Genomic DNA, 17,215 nt, shown 5'->3' with positions numbered 1-17,215 from the left:
GGGCGCGAGAGCCTAGCACGGACGCCCGCGAGGGGCGGGCCTCGTGGGGGGCCTTTGCTATCCTCGTGCGAAGATGAGTGCTCCCCCTCTGCACCCTGACGACATCCACACCAGTCCCGGCGACGTCGGACAAGACCTGAACCACTCTCCGTTGTTGAGCGAAACGCTCGTGGTGGACCCGCGCACCACGGTGAAGCTCCACAAGTGCCGTCTGGCCGTCACCTCCGGGCCAGACACCGGCCGCTCGGTGGTGAGCGACAAGGAGCGGCTGCGTTGCGGCGCGCATCCAGGCAATGACCTGGTGCTGGTGGAGGACCGCACCGCCAGCCGTCACCACTTCGAAATCCAGTTCACCGAGCGCGGCTATCTGCTGGTGGACCTGGGCTCCACCAACGGCACCTTCCTGGATGGCCGGCGCATCGAGCGGGCCTACCTGTCACCGGGCTCGCAGATTCGCGCGGGCTCGTCGGTGCTGACCTTCGCGCCACTGGATGAGGAAGTCACCATCGAGCCCGACCGCGAGGGCGAGCTGTGCGGCATGGTGGGGCAGAGCATGAAGATGCGGCAGATATTCGGCCTCATCAAGAAGATCGCCCCCATGGGTGTGTCCGTCATCATCCAGGGTGAGACGGGCACCGGGAAGGAGCTGGTGGCGCGCGCCATCCATGAGCTGTCCGGCCGCACGAAGGGGCCCATGGAGGTACTGGACTGCGGCGCCATTCCCCCCAACCTCATCGAAAGCGAGTTGTTCGGCCATGAGAAGGGCGCCTTCACCGGCGCGGTGAGCAGCCGGCCAGGCGCCTTCGAGCGTGCGCATGGGGGCACCATCTTCCTGGATGAGCTGGGCGAGCTGCGGCTGGACCTTCAGCCCAAGCTGCTGCGCGTGCTGGAGAACCATGAAGTGCGGCGCGTGGGCGGCAACGACGTCATCGAGGTGGACTGCCGCGTCATCGCCGCCACCAACCGCGACCTGATGAAGGAGATTCAGGGCGGCGGCTTTCGCGAGGACCTCTACTTCCGCTTGTCCGTCATCACCATCCAACTGCCGCCGCTGCGACAGCGCCGTGACGACATCCCCCTCATCCTCAAGCGCGCGCTCGCGGATCCGGAAGTGGTGGGCAAGCACGGCAAGAAGCGCTTCTCCGCGGAGTCCCTGGGCCTGCTGATGTCGTATTCATGGCCCGGCAACGTGCGTGAGTTGATGAACGTGTTGTCTCACGTCCTCACTTTCAGTGAGGGCGAGGAGATTCAGCCCGCGCACCTGCCGCCCCGCGTGCGGGGACAGGTCCGCGAAGGGCCGCTGCCCTTCAATGAGCACCTCTCCTTCAAGAACGCCAAGGAGCAGCTGCTGGAGAACTTCGAGCGCGAATACATCACCAGCGTTTTGACGCGCTGCGAAGGGAACCTGTCTCGCGCCGCGCGTGAGAGTGGGCTCCACCGGAAATCGATTGAACGGCTGGTGAAAAAGTACCAGTTGGACACAAAGGGGATGAAGTCACGCTAGCCCCATGAGTCATCGGTGGATGTTGTAACTCGGTTGTTTCACGCCAGAAAAGCGCGTTTGTCGCAGAGCCGTGTTCTCCTGTTCTCGATGCAAGGAACGTCCCGTCAAGTTGACGTATGTCCGATCTGGACTGAATTCCCGGAACATACGCCCGCCATGAATTCAATGCGCCCGAGCGGAAGACGCGAATCCGGACAGGCGATGGTGGAGTCCGCCCTGACGCTCCCCTTGATGGTGTTCCTCATCTTGGGAACGCTGCAGCTCTTCCTGATGCTGCAGGGGCGGCTGTTGGCGGAGTACGCCGCCTTTCGCGCGACGCGGGTGGGCAGCGTCAACCATGGCGACTGTCAGGCCATGACTCACGCGGCCATCCTCGCGCTGATGCCCAGCTACTATTCGTTCCTGGGCGGCGCGGGCGGCTCACCGGGGCAGAAGCTGGCCAATGCCTTCGCGGCCCGCCGCGACAACCAGTACAATGGGGCGACAGGGCGGGCCAACCGGGTGTCGATGCCCGATGGGAATCATACCGGGGCCATCGTGTGGATCATCCGCGACAGCCCACTGGCCACGGCGGTGCCGAACGAGGACGCGCTCTTCGACCAGTTCGACAATCCGGCGGGCATCGTGCGGCTCGAAACACGGCTGGTTTACTGGTTTCCGCTCAAGATTCCCTTCGCCAACTGGGTCATCGCCCGGTTGACGATGGCGCGCTGGGGCTGGCGGGATTACACGAACCAGAACCCGTTGATGCAGACCCAGCGCGCCCGGTGGACCCAGGGCCCTCCGTCCATGGGGCTGGAAGGGTTGATTCGTGAAGAGGCGCTGCGGCGGATGAACTCCGAGCAGTACGTCATCCCCATCCACGCCTCCGCTTCCCTTCGGATGTTGACGCCGGTGCAACGGCGCTTCTTCCAGACGCAGAACTGCGCTCCTGCTCCCGAGGCACTATGACGCACAAGCTCCTGAGCCGCGGACAGACGCTGGTGCTGTTCGCCTTGACGCTGTTGCTCCTCACCCTGCTGGTGACCTTGACGTTGTCGTTTGGCTCCAAGGTGAAGGAGAAGATGGAGGTCCAGGCCGCGGCGGATGCCGCTGCCTACAGCCAGGCGGCGACGACGGCGCGCGTCTTCAACGAGATGGCCTTGATGAGCCGGGCGCAGATTGGCCACCTGGTCTCCAAGGCCGCGGTGAACAGCCTCATCGACTGGAGCAGCTACTACCGCGCGCAGATTGGCGCCACGCGGAATGCCTACACCATCGCGATGCTTCCCTACATCGCGTTGTTGCCGTGCTGCATTCCCTATTCGGGGTGCAGCAGCTTCTGCAGGTGCGCCATCCAGGGCGTCCGGGACATCACCCGCAGCCAGAACGCGCTCTCTCGCTACGACCGGACGGAGATTGCTCCTCAGTGGGATCAGCTCGAGCGGCCCGCCGCGCAGCGAGCGTTGCGGCTCAGCCAGGCCGCGCAGCAGATGTTCGTCGTGGGGCAGGTCGTCCAGTACGGACGCATGATGCTCGAATTGAACAACCAGTCCGCCGCGAACGACATCATCGACAGCGCCGGCGCGGGCAGCCGCTGGGCGGGTGAGCTACGCGTGGACGGTGTCTCGACGACGCGCCGCGAGGTGACGCCCTACCTGGGGGCCGTGGCGTGGCCCAACCTCATCAACGGGCATCACGTCTACGCGGCCATGGGCAGCCGGGGGCACAGCTTCGTCGCCAACCGTGGCATCTACCCCACCGATGACTGGCTCGTCACGGCGGGTATCCAGCGGCGGTTGACTACCCCGGACACGGTGATGATTCAGGGGGATGGCAGCACCTACTGGGCCCGCACGCCGCTTCATGGCACGTATCTGGGCACGACGGACACGTACTCCATCGCGGATGACCATGGTCTGGCCTTCGTCACCTTCGCCCGTGGCCGGTCCCCGTGTCCCACGCAGACTTTTGGAGTCGGTGTCGCGGAGTCGCTGCTCATCGCTTCGGATTCGAGCGACCCCAGGGACCGGCACCGCTGGTCTCCGCGCCTGGGAACGGGTGACCAGGAGCCGGCGCAGACGCGTCACAACATGGGGACCTGTTATGGCCGCAACCGGATGGGGTGCCCGTCCGTCTGGCCCATGTTCGTCGACTACAACGGCGTCAAGGTCATGGACAAGGATGACAACTGGGGCCAGCCGAAGAACTTCGCGGTCATCCAGCGGGACTATGCCGTGCGTGGCACCCAGGCGGACCCCTGGAACCTGCTGTTCCGCTTCCGGTTCGGGGGGACGGACAGCGGGTTCGACAACAGCGGACTCGTCCTGGGGCCGGCGGGCGGTGGGTTGAACATCAGCCGCCAGACGGCGGTGTCCACCGGGTTGGCCTACTACCATCGTCGCGAGCACTGGCGCGAGCCTCCCAATCTGCTCAATCCGTACTGGCGTGCCACGTTGGTCCCCGCCACCGTGGACTCCAGCGGCGCGGAGGATTTCGTGGATGAGCTGAACGGCGCCGGCGTGGGCTGGGCGGCGGAGGCATACGAGGCCCTGCGTGCACAGGGCTACAGGGGAGGGCCGTGACATGGAGCAGTCTCCTTCGCGTCGCACCCAGCGAGGCCAGGCGATGGTGGAGATGGCCATCGGCTCGCTCGTCTTCATCACCATCCTCCTCTTCGTCATCCACTTCGCCGAGGTGTCCTTCCTTTCGGTGAAGGTGACCGAAGCGGCGCACTCCGCCTTGTTGGAGGCGCCGGGACACAAGCTGCATGAGTGGCCCAATGACTCATCGCCTTCTTCCGCGGCGGCGGAGCGCGCGGGGCAGGACGCCGCCATGCGCTACCGGGACTTCGACAGCCGCACGACCACCAACAGCGCGGGCGTCATCACGCTCGCGTTGACCCGGACGGACGGGATGCAGGTGTCGTGTACCCAGGGCGGTCCGACCTTCGACCCGCATCCCGTCTTCACGTCGGTGGCCTACCGCGACGGCGGCGGCATCTCCTGTACCGCGCAGGCGGACCTCACGGCCTTCCGGATTCCGCAGCGTGTTGCCCAGCGGGAGACGGGGGGCTTCTTCCAGGCGGAGCACTACGAGATGCTCCCCATTCGCGTGTGCGCCATGGGGCGCGCCCAGGGCGGCAACTGCACGGGCCGTCTGACCAGCATGCTGGATGACTGGGGACTGACGGGCTCGGGTGAGTCAGGCTCGTGCCCCATCATCCCCGATTTTCCCGGCCCCTGCCCCTTGAACCTGCCGTACTGGGGAATGGCTTCCAGCGTCTATGGCGTCAGCCTGATGGTGAATGCCTTTGGACCGGACTTCTCGGCGAGCCGTCTAGCGCAGACGGTTGTCGGAGGGCTGCCGCTGCCCTTCTTCTTTGGCGCGGAGAACATGTTCTGGATGAGCGCCGTGGGAGAGGAAGCCTTCTTCGGTCAGCCGCTGCCCGCTGATTCCATGGGCGGCCTGGCGACCATGGGGTTCAAGGGCTGGCCCACGTCTCCGGGCTTGTTGCCTCCGGGGCTCAACTGGCAGGCCATTCCGTACCCCGTTTCCTATGGCCGCCGGGACTCGTGCTTCCTGGGGAATGAGTGTCCCTGATGCGCGTGTGGCTGATGTGCGTGGCGCTCGCGACGGCGCCCTCCGTGGGGCTGGCTGAAACGTCGAAGAAGCCCGCTGACCCGAAGGTGCGTCCCTCGGCGGAAGCGAAGGCGGGAAAGCCTCCTCCCAAGAAGGCTCCGGCCGCTGGCGCCAAGCCTGCGCCGGCGCCGCCGCCCGAGCAGGACGCAGGCACGCCACCGGCTCGCCCGTCCTTCCGCTGGGACATCCCCGCCGTGACAGCCTGGGTGGAGTCTCCCGGGCTCCAGGTGACGGATGGTGTGCCCATGCACCTTCAGCTCGCGCGCTCGTCCTGGCAGATGGACCCGCTCATCCAGCACATGGTGGACCGCTTCCGGGCCGCGGGGCTCTTCATCTCCACTTCACCGGAGGCGCTCAACTCGCCGATTGCCGAGCCCATGCTCACGGCGCTGGATACCGAGACGCTCACGGCCTACACGGTCATCTTCCAGAAGAACCAGGACAACACCGTCACGTTGATCCTGGGGACCTCCGATGTGTCCAAGTACACCCCGGGCGGCAGCACTCAGCTGGACTGGGCACCGATGATGGCTGGCGCCGAGCAGGTGACGCGGTCCAATCTGGAAGGCTCGCAGATGGCCATGTACGCCGTGAAGGCCACGTCCGCGGAGGTCCGGGAGTTCTATCAGGTCGAGTTGACCCGGGCGGGCTTTGTCGAGGACCCGGAGCAGCCCGGTGTGTTTCAGCGAGGCACGGAGCAACTGACCATCCGCACTCAGCCCGAAGGCGACATGCTGATGGTCGGGCTCTATCGCAAGCTGGGGGTGCAGCCGAAGTGAGGCCCCGGGGCCCGCCCCGTCAGAGCTGGACGCCGCACTTTCGGGCGCAGCGCTCCATGGTCTGCGCACAGCGCAGCTGGCATTTACGGTCTCCCCCTTCACATCCGCTGATGCACTTCGCGACAGGCTCCTGGCACTTCGCGATGCATTGGGTTTGTTTGGCATCGTGCTTGGGCAGCTCGATGTCATTGCCATCCTCGTCCTTGACGGACGAGGTGTCGCTGGCCTGGCCAATGCTGACCGGCGCCTCCGCTCCCGAGATGGGCGACGCGGCTTCGACGGAGCCTGCCAGGAGCAGGACCGTCAGTGGGAAGAGCATCAGTCCAAAGGTCTTCATCGTCAGTTCTCGCAGTGGTGTTGGGCGGAGGGGCTGACAGGTTCCTCCTTGCCTGGCTGTCCAGCATAGCGTGGGGATTGAGCGCATTGAAGCCCTGGGGGCCGCGTGTTACGGCCGCTGTCGACATGAGCGACACGCCCCCGAAGGACAAGGACTTCAAGGACTCGGTCAACCTGCCGCGCACGGATTTCCCCATGAAGGGGAACCTGGCGCAGCTCGAGCCGCGCATGCTCGGCTGGTGGGCGGAGCGGGGGATTTGGGGGAAGATTCTGGAGCAGAACGCAGGCGCGGAGCCCTTCGTTCTGCCTGATGGTCCGCCCTACGCCAACGGCCATCTGCACGCGGGCCACGCGCTCAACAAGGTCCTCAAGGACATCGTGGTGAAGTACCGGAACATGTCCGGCCGCCGGTGTGACTTCATCCCCGGCTGGGACACGCACGGGCTTCCCATTGAGCAGGCGGTGGAGAAGCGGCTCAAGGACAAGAAGATCGACAAGCGCACGCTGTCTCGCGACGCCTTCCTGGAGGCGTGCCGCGCCTACGCGCTGGAGTTCGTCGACATCCAGAAGGCGGAGTTCCAGCGCCTGGGCGTGTTCGGCTCGTGGGAGCAGCCGTACAAGACGCTCGACTTCACCTACGAGGCCCAGGAGATTCGCGAGCTGGCCGTGTTCGCGAAGCGGGGCATGCTCTACCGCCGCAAGAAGCCCGTGTATTGGTGCCTGTACGACCAGACGGCGCTGGCGGAGGCGGAGGTGGAGTATGAGAATCACACCTCGCCCTCCGTGTACGTGGCCTTCCAGGCCGGGGCGGAGCTGGCCGAGCGCGTGCCTTCGCTGAAGGGCAAGGACGTGGCCTTCGTCATCTGGACGACCACGCCGTGGACGCTGCCGTCCAACCTGGCCGTCTCCGTCAACCCGGAGTTCGAGTACGTCTTCTACCAGCTCGGCACGCGCGTCATCTGCGTGGCCCGGGAGCTGCTGCCCAAGGTGCTGGCGGAGGTGAAGGCGGACGAGCTGGCGGTGAAGCACGTGGAGCTGCCCGGCGGTGAAGTCTCCGCGGCGGCGCTGGTGGACCCGTCGCGCATCCTCGCGTACGCGCGCGGCGAGGAGCTGGAGCACCTGACGTACCAGCACCCGTTCTACGAGCGCCGGGGCCGCGTCATCCTGGGCGAGCACGTGACGCTGGAGGCCGGTACGGGCCTGGTGCACACCGCACCGGGGCATGGCCAGGAGGACTACGAGGTCGGCCTGAAGTACGGGTTGGACATCTACAACCCCGTGCGTCCGGACGGCCGCTACGACGACACGGTGGGGCCGGTGCTGGAAGGCCGGCGCGTGTTCGATGCGAACCCCGTCGTCATCCAACTGCTGGTGGAGAAGGGCGCGCTGCTCAACGGCGCCACGGACACGGTGGCGCACACGTATCCGCACTGCTGGCGCTGCCGCAATCCGGTCATCCTGAGCGCGACGTACCAGTGGTTCATCCCCATGGACGCGCCCTTCCATGGGACGCAGACGTTCCGGCAGGTGGTGCTGGAGCAGGTGGACAAGGTGCAGTGGGTGCCCTCGTGGGGGCACAGCCGCATCCGCGGCATGCTGGAGACGCGGCCGGACTGGACCATCAGCCGGCAGCGGACGTGGGGCGTGCCCATCTGCATCGCCTACTGCGAGGGCTGCGAGGAAGCCGTGGTGTCGCCGGAGCTGATGGAGCGGGTGGCGGCGGCGGTGGAGAAGGAGGGCGTGGGCGTGTGGTACCGCACGCCGGTGAAGGACTTCCTGGGCGCGGACTTCCAGTGCCCGCGCTGCGGCAAGGGTGAGTTCCGCCGCGAGACGGACATCCTCGACGTGTGGTTCGACTCGGCGTGCATGTTCTCCGCGGTGCTGGAGAAGCGGCAGAGGATTCCGGCGGACCTCTTCCTGGAGGGCAGCGACCAGCACCGCGGCTGGTTCCATTCGTCCATGCTGGTGGCGGTGGGCACGCGCGACATGTCGCCGTACAAGGCCTGCCTCACGCACGGCTTCGTGGTGGATGGTCAGGGCGAGAAGATGTCCAAGAGCCGCGGCAACGTGGTGGCGCCGGACAAGGTCATCCAGCAGTACGGCGCGGAGGTGCTGCGCCTGTGGGTGGCGGCCAGCGACTACCGCAATGACGTGCGCCTGTCGGACCAGATTCTGAAGGGCCTGTCGGAAGGCTACCGGAAGATTCGCAACACCGTTCGCTACGCGCTGAGCAACCTCTACGACTTCGACCCGGCGAAGCACGCGGTGCCGGAGGCGGAGCTGCTGCCGTTGGACCGCTGGGCGTTGGGGCGGCTGGCGGAGGTGGTGGCGCGGGTGCGCAAGGCGTACGAGGACTACGAGTTCCACCTCGTCTACGCGACAGTGGTGGACTTCGTCGCCGGTGACTTGTCGGCGGTGTACTTCGACATCCTCAAGGACCGGCTCTACACGTGGCGCGCGGACGGGCAGCCCCGGCGCGGCGCGCAGACGGTGCTGTACGAGGTGGCCTCGGTGCTGCTGCGCCTCCTGGCGCCGGTGATGAGCTTCACGGCGGAGGAGGCGTGGCAGACGCTGCCGGGGAAGCCGGCGGAGAGCGTCTTCCTGGGCGGCTTCCCGGTGGTGTCCGCGAAGTTGGACCCGGCGCTGGCCGAGCGCTACGCGAAGCTCTTCGCGGTGCGCGGCGCGGTGCAGGGCGTGCTGGAGGCGGCGCGGCGGGACAAGCGCATCGGCTCATCGCTGGAGGCGCGGGTGGTGCTGACGGCGGAGGGCGCGGCGCGCGACTTCCTCCAGGCGAACCTGGCCGAGCTGCCGGGCCTCTTCATCACCAGCCAGGTGGAGCTGGCGGACGTGAAGGGGGATGCGGCGCAGACATTGGAAGTGGCACAGGCCTTCGGAGAAGGCGTCCGCGTCACGGCCGAGGTGCTCCCAGCGCACGGCGAGAAGTGCCCGCGCTGCTGGACGTACTCGGAAGCGGTGGGGCAGGGCGGCGACGTTTGCCTCAAGTGCCGCGAGGCCCTGGCGGCGTAGCGGGCCGTCTTCGAGGAGCCCTCCCCGGCGTGTGTCCGGGGAAGGGTCCTCTTCAGGTGCCAGCAGTGCTCAGTTCAAGCACTCGATGACCTGGTTCTGGGTCGATGCGTGAGGGTCGCAGTCGAACACGTTGGCGAGGCCCGTCCGTGGCTCCACCTGGATGAGGCTGCGTGCGCGGCCCGAGGTGAAGTCGAAGCGGAGGTTGCCGGGGGCCGCGGCGTCCAGCGCGGGCAGGTCATCGAGAAAGTCCCGCATGCAGGTCAGGTCGCCCGGGCTGACGGGGCGGCCGGTGCCGGGCATGTAGCAAAGCCCGTGAATCGCGGCCGCGTTCATGGAGACGGGAATGACGATGTCCGGTCCCAGCTCGCTGCAGCAGTCCGGGTTGGCGCGGCAGGTGGTGTTCTCACAGCCGTTCGCGGGGCAGCTCGCGTTGTCCCAGTCATTGTCGCACCGAAGCTGCTCCCACCGGGCCACCGTGCGCGAGGTTCCATCGCCGCGAGGGACGTTCTCCTCCACGACGATGCGCACGGGTTGGTTGGTGGTGAGGGCGCGCTGCCGGGCGCGGAGCGTGGAGGCCCACAGCTCGCGCGTGGCCTCATTCTCGCGTTGACGGTTGACGGGCGTCTGGATGCCCATCAGCGCCGCTGCGAGCAGGATGCAGGCGATGGCCACCGTGACCATCATCTCCAGCAGTGTGATTCCGCGTGTGTGCCTCATGCTCAATTTTCCGTCAGGAGGGGCTGAAGTCCACCCGCCGCGAAGTTCCGGAGCATCACCCGGAACGTGAAGGTGCGCCGCTTGAAGCCATCAATCGGGAACCGCTCCCCGTCCACACCAATGGGCTGGTCCGGGTCGAAGGCTTCACGGTCCTGCCGTGGCGTGCGGACGACCAGGGTGACCTCCACCTCACGGACGCGCTGGAACAGCCGCTGGCGCAACTCCTCGTCCGTCGCGGGCGCGACAAGTTCATTGGGGTGCTGTTCAATGGGGCAGGTGGTGATGGTGCAGGCATCCAGCCCGTTCGGTCGCCCGTTGTCCACATCCGGGAACCAGCGCATGCCTCCGAATGGCTGTGTGATGGCCGCGACCCCCAGCCGCACCGAGAGACGTTCGACGTCCCGGCTCAGGACCACCCAGTTCGCTGCGCCCGGCCCCAGGTACTCCAGCGTCGGCGTTCCACTGGCCCAGTTCACGCGGTAGGTCGCGCTCTGGGCCGGCATGATGCGCCAGGATTCCCGGTCGGGCTCGGTGTTCCAGAAGTTCGGCTCCGAGGCGAAGTCACCACAGCGGCCTGTCGTCGTGGTCTCGATGCCAGTGCCCGGAACGACGTTGATTCGCCGCCCCGCGGTGTCCACGTTGGTGACCTCAACATGGCAGGCCAGATTCCTGGCGGGATTCACGAGCAGGGCCGGAGTCGTCGGCGCGATGGTGGGCTGGAGCCTGGGCGAGGGATTCTCAACCGTGCAGAACGTCCGTGTGTCTTCGCGCACGTTGGTTCCAGCGCAGGGACTCAGCGTCACCATGCCTCGCGTGTCCCCCCAGTGAATCCGCAGGACGTCCGACACTGATTCTTCAAGGTGCCCCGCGGGCGGCAGCGCGAAGGCGGGGACCTCGGGGAAGGGACGCGTCAGGTCCGGAATGGACAGGTCGGGCTCCGTCCACATCTGGATGGCTGGATGGGTGCGCGTGTCACTGAAGACGATGGGGGCATTCCCCATGCCTGAGCCGGCCCGCTGCAGGTCGGCGGCAATCAACTCCTTCACCGTGCGCCCGGTGACCTGCGCCAGCATCGTCTGCTCTTCGAAGAGGGCACGCCGCTGCATCTGCATGGCCGCGACCAGTCCCGCTCCCAGCACGATGAGGCCAATGGCAGTGGCAATCATCACCTCGAGCAGCGTGAAGCCATGGAGCGACCGGCGGCGATGGCGCGTCAAAGTCGTCTTCACGGCGCCATCCTCGTCTGGAGCACCACCACCTGCCGGTCGCTGCGCTCCTGCTCCTGCCAGCTCACGACGACGCGCACGTTGGCGATGTTCCCCGCGGTGTCTGGCACACCCGGGACGAGGTCCCGCTGCAGTTCCTCCGGAACCAGGGAGCCCGGCTCGATGGTGCTCAGGATGGAGGGGACGTCCACGTCCACGACGACCTGGTACTCACGCGCGATGACGGTCGGGTCGGCGGGACGCACGTTCCTCAGCGCGCCCGCGCTCGTCTGGAAGAGGACGTAGCTCTCATCCAGTCCTTCCAGGTTGCCGCACGGGGGCTGCAGCGAGCAGCCCAGCAGCGTGATGTTCTCCAGCGCCTGCTCGGCGATGAGCTGCGCCTGGGTGGCGCTGAGGCTGCGGCGGTTGGAGTAGCTGGTCTGGGTCACGACCAGCATCGCCGCTCCGACGCCCATCAGCAGGATGGCCATGGTGGCCAGCACTTCCAGGAGCGTGATGCCCCGGTGCTGGCGCCTCTTCAGCGCTGTCACTGCGGCATCCTCCCGTCCGGGCTGGGGGCGTAGATAAGGACCTTCGAGCGGGCCGCGCCGCCGTTCGCATTGCCGTTGCCCCACTTCCCGCTGCCCTGCACCTTGACCTCTCCCGTGACAGTGGGGATGAGCAAGTGATTGTCATGCACCACCGGGGCGCTCACGCCGTGGCCACCGAGCGAAGCGCTGGTTATCGCGGGGGCGCTGTTGCCATCCGGAAGCAGGCCGGACTCGTAGAACCGGCCGCTCTCGTCCTGGCTCAGGTTGCAGACGTCCGCCGCGGCTCCGACGGCCGTGGTCGCGTAGACCTTGTCGTCCGAGAGCGTCACGCCGCCCCACACCGCCTGCCCCGGGTCCAGTTGCTGGACCCAGAGCGGGTCCAGCAGCGCGCACGCGCGGGTGCCGGAGGGGTCCGTGTCCTCGTAGCCCAGCAGGTGGTAGCGATAGGCGTTCTTGTTTTCGGGGCCGTCGGAGAACTCGTCCGGGTTGTCACCCGTGCCGAAGTAGAAGCGAACCACGGGGCTGCCAGAGTTCCGGACGATTCTCACGCCCAGGTTGGAGTGAATCTGCTGGTAGACGGGGTCCTGTCCCTCGGCCGCGTCGTCATGGTCCGACAGCGTGACGGGCGCGCTGGCGATCTTGCAGACCTTCACCTTCTGTCCCAGGGGCGCGCTCGGGTTCACCTGGTCCAGGTTGACGCGGTAGACGTTGCCCGCGGTGGTCGGCACGTACATGACGTCATAGTTGCCGTCTCGGTCCAGGTCCACCAGCGCGGTCTCCGCAGCGATGCCAGAGCCCGTGTCCAAGGTGATGATGCCTGCCATGGCTCCAGCCGGTGAACTTCCGTAGTTGAGCGGCTGCCCCGTCTTCATGTCGATGAGATAGAGGGCGCCAGCGCGGCCCGGCGACGAAGGCACCTGGCTGGTGCCCACGACGGCCGTCCACTTGCCCTCCGCCTCCGAGCCCCACGTCAGGCGGCCAATGGAGGGTGCGTGATTCGTGCCGGAGTTGTCTGGCAACTGCACCTCCGGGGTCGTCACCTTGGCCGTGGAGAAGGCGTGCTCGATGTTCGGGGACCGCAGGTCGAACTCCCACAGCGGGAGCGGGTACCACGCGTCATCGGGGTGGGTGATGTCCAACGCGATGACGGCGGGGCTGTTCTTGCCCGACCCGCTGACGAGGACCGTCTTGGCGCCCTGCGTCTTCGATTCGGTGGGCGAGCGCGTCCACGCGGCCGTGTTGGGGATGCCGAAGTCCACGTTGGCGATGCTGGGGGATGCGTCCATGGAGGGCCTGGACAGGGCACCCGAGCCGTTGAATCGCACGTAGAGGTTGCGGTACTGGCTCAGCAGCATTCGCGGCAGATAGGCGAAGCGCTCCTGGCCGGAACCGTAGTCGCGGTTGTTGATCTGGTTTTGAATGCAGGTCGTCGTCTCGAAGTAGCCGCGTGCCTGGGTTTGGCTATTGCACGGGTCATGCGTGGAGTTGCGGAATTCGCCCGCGTCGAAGGCGTGCAGGTATCCATTCATGGTGCCCACGAAGGCCACGGTCGGCCGGTCCGCCAGCGGCTCCAGGAAGTTGCGGCGATACAGGTCGCGCTCGCTCGCTCGGGCATTGTTGGCCCAGGTGTCGAGATACGGCGGCAGGCTGATGGCGACCGTGGACATGTTGATGCCGCCCAGCGCCCATGGCCGGCGGTCGTCACGGGTGCCCGGGGCATGGCGGTCCTCCCAGCCATACAGCCACTCACGCAGGAAGTTGCGGTCGTTGGTGACGCCCTCGATGCGCTTCTCGTCGGACTCGCTGGACGGCGTGCCGCACTTCCCATCGTTGTTGAGGTCGTAGAGGTACCGGCCATTCCGCTCCTCGTCGCAGAGCGCGTCCGGGAAGAGCAGGCTGTTACTGCTGGTGTCCGACATCTCGTCGGTGATGGTGCTGCGTCCACCCGACGCGCCCATCGTGTAGAGCTTGCGCTGGAGCGGCTCAAGGCTATGGCCGTTGGTGCCGAAGGACAAGGCCATCACCTTGCCCGCGTCCCACCGCTGAACGGCCCGGGTGACGCTCGGCTCCTCTGGGTCATAGAGCGAGCGGAAGTAGAGCCGGCCGCGGAGGGTGAAGTCCTTCTGTCCGTCATAGGCGCGGGTGCCTGGCGCGGGCATGCCGACGCCGGGCCATGCCCCATCCCGGCCCCAGGCGCTGCCCGGCGTCTCGTTCACGCCCCAGACGATGACGTTGGCCAGCGCGGACGGTGAGGCACGCGAGTAGCTGCCGGCGCGGACGGCCTGATAGCCCACCTCGACGTCGTCGATGATGGGGCGGCACTGCTCGTTGGGGCTGGTGATGTCCACCTTCCAGCAGAGCTGGGAGCCGGTGAAGCCCATGGCCATGATGTCCAGCTCCACCTCCTGCGTGGGCGGCGACGTGTCGGGGAAGTGGACCGGGAACCACGTCGGTGAATTCGGATTGGCCACGCACTCCATCTGTCCGGTGTCCGGGTGGGGACGGCAGACGCGGCAATCCACCGCCAGTGAGTAGGTGATGGTGGGCTCGGGCCCGTCCTCCGGCGTGCACGCCCCTGGGGAGTCTTCACTGAAGCAGGGGGCTCCGCCGGCGCAGGTGCGAGGCGCCGGCGCGAAGTCGTCCTGCCGCTTGAAGCGCACCTTGGTGATGACGAAGTCGTTGGCGATGTCCGGGGAGAGGTCTCCCGACACGGTGGCGGAGCGGGTGCTGCCGCCATTCTGCTTGTTGACCACGAACACCACGTCGTTGAAGTCGCGGTCGCCGCCGCCAGGGATGTCCTCGAAGCCTAGAATCCAGCGGAAGGGGTCCGTGGAGGGCGCGCCCACGATGACGTGAGGCATGGGGTTGCGCACGCCGCTGGGCCTGGGAATCGTCACCCGCTCCATGGGCATCACGAGCCGGCCATAGAGTTCGTCGTTCGCGAGGCGGTAGAGCGTGGTTCCCGGGGTCCCGATGGGGCCGTCCAGCCAGCCACAGAGGTAGTCGTTGGTGCCTTCGACCCGGCATGCCTCGTCAGGCGTGCTGGCGGGATCGTCCGGGTTGCAGCCCTCGCGGTACCAGCACCCGATGTTGCGCTCGGCCGTGATTTCGCCGCCCACGGGGTTCTGGTCCATGTTCCACGCCGCCTTGGAGAAGAACACGTTGATGGACGTGCGCAGGTGCAGGGCGCACCGGCCATCAGGGTCCTGCTTCAAGCACGGATAGACATAGCCTTCGTTGGGGCCGTGGTTGCGGCTTGAATAGAACACGACGACGAAGAAGATGACTTCCTTCCCGCCCTGGATCATCCCCAGGTCCACGGTCCGGTCGTAGGGGGAGATTCCTCGGTCCGGATTGTTGGCGCGCACCAGGCCCCGTGGGTCGTAACGGGAGACGTCGTAGTCCGGGATGCCGTCAGGGTAGGGGCCATCGTCCGGAACCGGCGCCAGGTTTCCGTACGTGGTGCGGCGGTCATCATCGTCGGCGAGCAGGAAGACCATTCGCCCCAGGCCCAGGTTTCCATTGTGGTCTGAAGGGGGCTCCAGGAGGTTGGGGAGATGGGGAAAGAGCCCTCCATCTGAAAAGGCGCCGCCGGGGTTGTCGCTGTCGTTGGCGAAAGTCCCCACCACGTCCGTGATGTTGTATTCGAAGGTGTAACCCGGGCGGGCGTCCGCGATCTCGCGGTGGTTCTCCTCGAAGGTGTTGCGGCACTCGGAGTTCATCGCCAGTTCGGGCTGGTTGTACGTCTCGCCGTCCGAGGTGAAGCTCCGCGTGCAGCGCCGGTTTTTGCCAATGTAGGGGCGGGCCTTGTCGCCGCTCCGGGGCGCGAGGTTGAACAGGTCCTCGTGCAGGTCGAAGATGCCGTTGCTGTTGCTGTCGACGAGGTTGCCGTTGTTGTCGACATAGCCCCTGACGCGGAGGTCATCCATGTACATGTAGCCGAGCGCATGCGAGGCGCCTGCCGACTCGTACACGTAGCTGATGGTGACGTTCTGATCGAACGGGAAGTAGATGTTCTCGACGTTCAGCGCCGTGCGGTTCGTGTTGAGCTGGAGCCGGGCTGGCGATTCCTCTGTGATGAGGACGGTCGATGACTCGATCTCCAGGTTCTCTTCACTGAATTCGGGCTGCTTGTTCTGGTCGAGCTGGTTTTCACACAACTGGGCCGGTGCCGACCCCGGCGTGGTCTGGGCGGAGGCCAGCGGCGCGGTCAACAGGGTGACGGCGGCCAGTGTCTGGATGAGGGTGCGCATCACTTCTTCCCCTGCGAACGGCGGGCCGGTTCATCCGCCTGGCGCTGCTTCTGCGCCTGGCGTGCTGCGAGGTCCTGCTTGAGCTGCAGGCGAAGTTGCTCCTCGCGCGTAGGAGGTGTGGGGTGGAGGCTGAGCGCCAGGTAGCTGAGGAGCAGCTCCCTGTCGCCATCGGGTAGCAGGCGCGTATCGCAACTCGTCTTGGGTTTGATCTGGTTGGGGCCTGCCAGCCATGCGCGCAGTTGGTCGGGCGTGCGCATCGGGACCACGGGGCCCAGGTCGACGCTCGGTCCGCGCCTGCGGTAGTTCGGGGCCTTGGCCGCGGCCTTTGTTTTCTTCTGTCCTTGCGCGGTGACGACGTGACAGCGGGCGCAGGCCTTCTCGAAGGCGAGCTTGCCTTCATCCGTGGCGCTGCTGGCCAGTCCCGGCAGGAGCAGGAGGGACAACAGGATGAGTCGGTTCATGGGGGCGCTCAACGAGAGGTCAAGGGGCGGGGGTGATGTCCACTTCATTTCCGACGTCGGTCACCGTGCCGGAGCCGTCGAAGGTGCCTGCGGGGCCGCCTCCCTCCTGAGTCGGGCCAGGGCTGGTGACGGCCGGCGCGTTCTCGTTAGAGATGAGGGCCTGGATGACGGCACGTGTAGGCCGGCTTCCATCGCGGCCCACGACCTCTCCGACGGCGATGAGCCAGACCTGCCCATTGTCATCGTCGAGACCTGACGCAGTGGCGTCCTCGTCATCGCGGACGAAGACGCGATAGCGCACGTTCGTTTGGAGCGGGAAGGCGGCGTAGGCATCTCCCGAGGGACTCTGGCGTTCCGTGGGCGCCAGGTCCGACTCGTCGATGGCCAGCGAGTTCCAGCCTCCGACCCCGCCTGGTCCTTGGAGGACCTCGAGATAGGGACGGTCGCCGCCTGCCGGCAGGCCCGGCTCGTTGACTTGAGGCATCGCCGCGAGCGCGGACGAATAGCTCTGCAGATTGCCCAGCCGGATGCGCATCGCCTCGCGCCCCTCGGCCAGGCCCGCCTCCGCCGCGAAGTAGGCCTCCTTGTAGCGGCGGCCATCACCCTGGACTTCCGCCTCGCGGCTCACCACGCCGTAGCTGAGGAGCACCGCGAGGGTGACCATCGTGACGACGCCCATGGCGACCAGCAGCGTGAAGCCACCTTGCCGCCGTCGGGTTGTGGGACGTTGCACCATGTCGCGGGACTCCCTTGGATTCCGG

Annotated in this window: 13 protein-coding genes; 6 read left to right on the top strand and 7 right to left on the bottom strand. The window is 66.6% G+C overall.

Translation table 11 applies throughout. The features are described from left to right. The first annotated feature begins 73 nt into the window (after positions 1-73). From BLU09_RS06275 to BLU09_RS06255, 5 genes are all read left to right on the top strand, one after another. Positions 74-1,504: a sigma 54-interacting transcriptional regulator gene (locus BLU09_RS06275; RefSeq protein WP_186817724.1), complete on the top strand. Its 1,431-nt coding sequence runs from the start codon at positions 74-76 to the stop codon at positions 1,502-1,504. Between the two features lie 165 nt (positions 1,505-1,669). Continuing rightward, entirely contained in the window at positions 1,670-2,455 is a 786-nt protein-coding gene (locus tag BLU09_RS06270) for a TadE/TadG family type IV pilus assembly protein (RefSeq protein WP_020478445.1), read from the top strand. Further along, positions 2,452-4,068, top strand: a complete 1,617-nt coding sequence (locus tag BLU09_RS06265) for a pilus assembly protein TadG-related protein (RefSeq protein ID WP_090486828.1) — start codon at positions 2,452-2,454, stop codon at positions 4,066-4,068. The genes BLU09_RS06270 and BLU09_RS06265 overlap by 4 nt, the downstream gene beginning before the upstream one ends. A gap of 1 nt (position 4,069) precedes the next feature. Continuing rightward, complete coding sequence (locus tag BLU09_RS06260) at positions 4,070-5,086, top strand: TadE/TadG family type IV pilus assembly protein (protein ID WP_090486825.1); 1,017 nt, start codon at positions 4,070-4,072, stop codon at positions 5,084-5,086. Beyond that, entirely contained in the window at positions 5,086-5,904 is an 819-nt protein-coding gene (locus BLU09_RS06255; protein WP_090486822.1) for a hypothetical protein, read from the top strand. Before BLU09_RS06260 ends, BLU09_RS06255 begins: the two co-directional genes overlap by 1 nt. A 19-nt stretch (positions 5,905-5,923) precedes the next feature. On the opposite strand, the gene BLU09_RS06250 is transcribed toward BLU09_RS06255, so the two are convergent. Continuing rightward, a complete protein-coding gene (locus BLU09_RS06250; RefSeq protein WP_090486819.1) occupies positions 5,924-6,241 on the bottom strand; it encodes a hypothetical protein in 318 nt (105 codons plus the stop codon). 125 nt (positions 6,242-6,366) lie between these two features. Here BLU09_RS06250 and ileS point away from each other — a divergent pair, with 125 nt between their 5' ends. Continuing rightward, on the top strand, positions 6,367-9,267 hold the full coding sequence (gene ileS, locus BLU09_RS06245; RefSeq protein WP_090486816.1) for an isoleucine--tRNA ligase: 2,901 nt from the start codon (positions 6,367-6,369) through the stop codon (positions 9,265-9,267). A 69-nt stretch (positions 9,268-9,336) separates the two neighbouring features. Here ileS and BLU09_RS06240 read toward each other — a convergent pair whose 3' ends face one another. The 6 genes from BLU09_RS06240 to BLU09_RS06215 are packed head-to-tail and all read right to left on the bottom strand — an operon-like array spanning position 9,337 to position 17,190. After that, on the bottom strand, positions 9,337-9,984 hold the full coding sequence (locus tag BLU09_RS06240) for a pilus assembly FimT family protein (RefSeq protein ID WP_090486812.1): 648 nt from the start codon (positions 9,982-9,984) through the stop codon (positions 9,337-9,339). Between the two features lie 2 nt (positions 9,985-9,986). Further along, entirely contained in the window at positions 9,987-11,213 is a 1,227-nt protein-coding gene (locus BLU09_RS06235) for a prepilin-type N-terminal cleavage/methylation domain-containing protein (protein ID WP_090486810.1), read from the bottom strand. Continuing rightward, a complete protein-coding gene (locus BLU09_RS06230) occupies positions 11,210-11,740 on the bottom strand; it encodes a type IV pilus modification PilV family protein (RefSeq protein ID WP_090486807.1) in 531 nt (176 codons plus the stop codon). Before BLU09_RS06230 ends, BLU09_RS06235 begins: the two co-directional genes overlap by 4 nt. Continuing rightward, positions 11,737-15,993 carry a DUF4114 domain-containing protein gene (locus BLU09_RS06225; protein ID WP_090486804.1) on the bottom strand — a complete coding sequence of 1,419 codons (4,257 nt, stop codon included), beginning with the start codon at positions 15,991-15,993 and terminating at the stop codon, positions 11,737-11,739. Before BLU09_RS06225 ends, BLU09_RS06230 begins: the two co-directional genes overlap by 4 nt. Next, a complete protein-coding gene (locus tag BLU09_RS06220; protein WP_244171457.1) occupies positions 15,993-16,454 on the bottom strand; it encodes a c-type cytochrome in 462 nt (153 codons plus the stop codon). Before BLU09_RS06220 ends, BLU09_RS06225 begins: the two co-directional genes overlap by 1 nt. A gap of 19 nt (positions 16,455-16,473) precedes the next feature. Further along, positions 16,474-17,190, bottom strand: coding sequence for a type II secretion system protein (locus tag BLU09_RS06215; RefSeq protein WP_244171456.1), 717 nt, complete (start codon positions 17,188-17,190; stop codon positions 16,474-16,476). Positions 17,191-17,215: the final 25 nt, after the last annotated feature.

Origin of the sequence: Myxococcus virescens (assembly GCF_900101905.1) — a bacterium.
GTDB lineage: Bacteria > Myxococcota > Myxococcia > Myxococcales > Myxococcaceae > Myxococcus > Myxococcus virescens.
Note: the sequence above shows the minus strand (reverse complement) of the source record. Positions and strands in the feature narration are given on the sequence as shown.

Bases quoted from the DNA above. Each gene is read 5' to 3' on its own strand.
- BLU09_RS06255 (WP_090486822.1), top strand. From the start codon at position 5,086: ATGCGCGTGTGGCTGATGTGCGTGGCGCTCGCGACGGCGCCCTCCGTG.
- BLU09_RS06225 (WP_090486804.1), bottom strand. From the start codon at position 15,993: ATGCGCACCCTCATCCAGACACTGGCCGCCGTCACCCTGTTGACCGCG.
- BLU09_RS06265 (WP_090486828.1), top strand. From the start codon at position 2,452: ATGACGCACAAGCTCCTGAGCCGCGGACAGACGCTGGTGCTGTTCGCC.
- BLU09_RS06275 (WP_186817724.1), top strand. From the start codon at position 74: ATGAGTGCTCCCCCTCTGCACCCTGACGACATCCACACCAGTCCCGGC.
- BLU09_RS06270 (WP_020478445.1), top strand. From the start codon at position 1,670: ATGCGCCCGAGCGGAAGACGCGAATCCGGACAGGCGATGGTGGAGTCC.
- BLU09_RS06215 (WP_244171456.1), bottom strand. From the start codon at position 17,190: ATGGTGCAACGTCCCACAACCCGACGGCGGCAAGGTGGCTTCACGCTG.
- BLU09_RS06240 (WP_090486812.1), bottom strand. From the start codon at position 9,984: ATGAGGCACACACGCGGAATCACACTGCTGGAGATGATGGTCACGGTG.
- BLU09_RS06250 (WP_090486819.1), bottom strand. From the start codon at position 6,241: ATGAAGACCTTTGGACTGATGCTCTTCCCACTGACGGTCCTGCTCCTG.
- ileS (WP_090486816.1), top strand. From the start codon at position 6,367: ATGAGCGACACGCCCCCGAAGGACAAGGACTTCAAGGACTCGGTCAAC.
- BLU09_RS06260 (WP_090486825.1), top strand. From the start codon at position 4,070: ATGGAGCAGTCTCCTTCGCGTCGCACCCAGCGAGGCCAGGCGATGGTG.
- BLU09_RS06220 (WP_244171457.1), bottom strand. From the start codon at position 16,454: ATGAACCGACTCATCCTGTTGTCCCTCCTGCTCCTGCCGGGACTGGCC.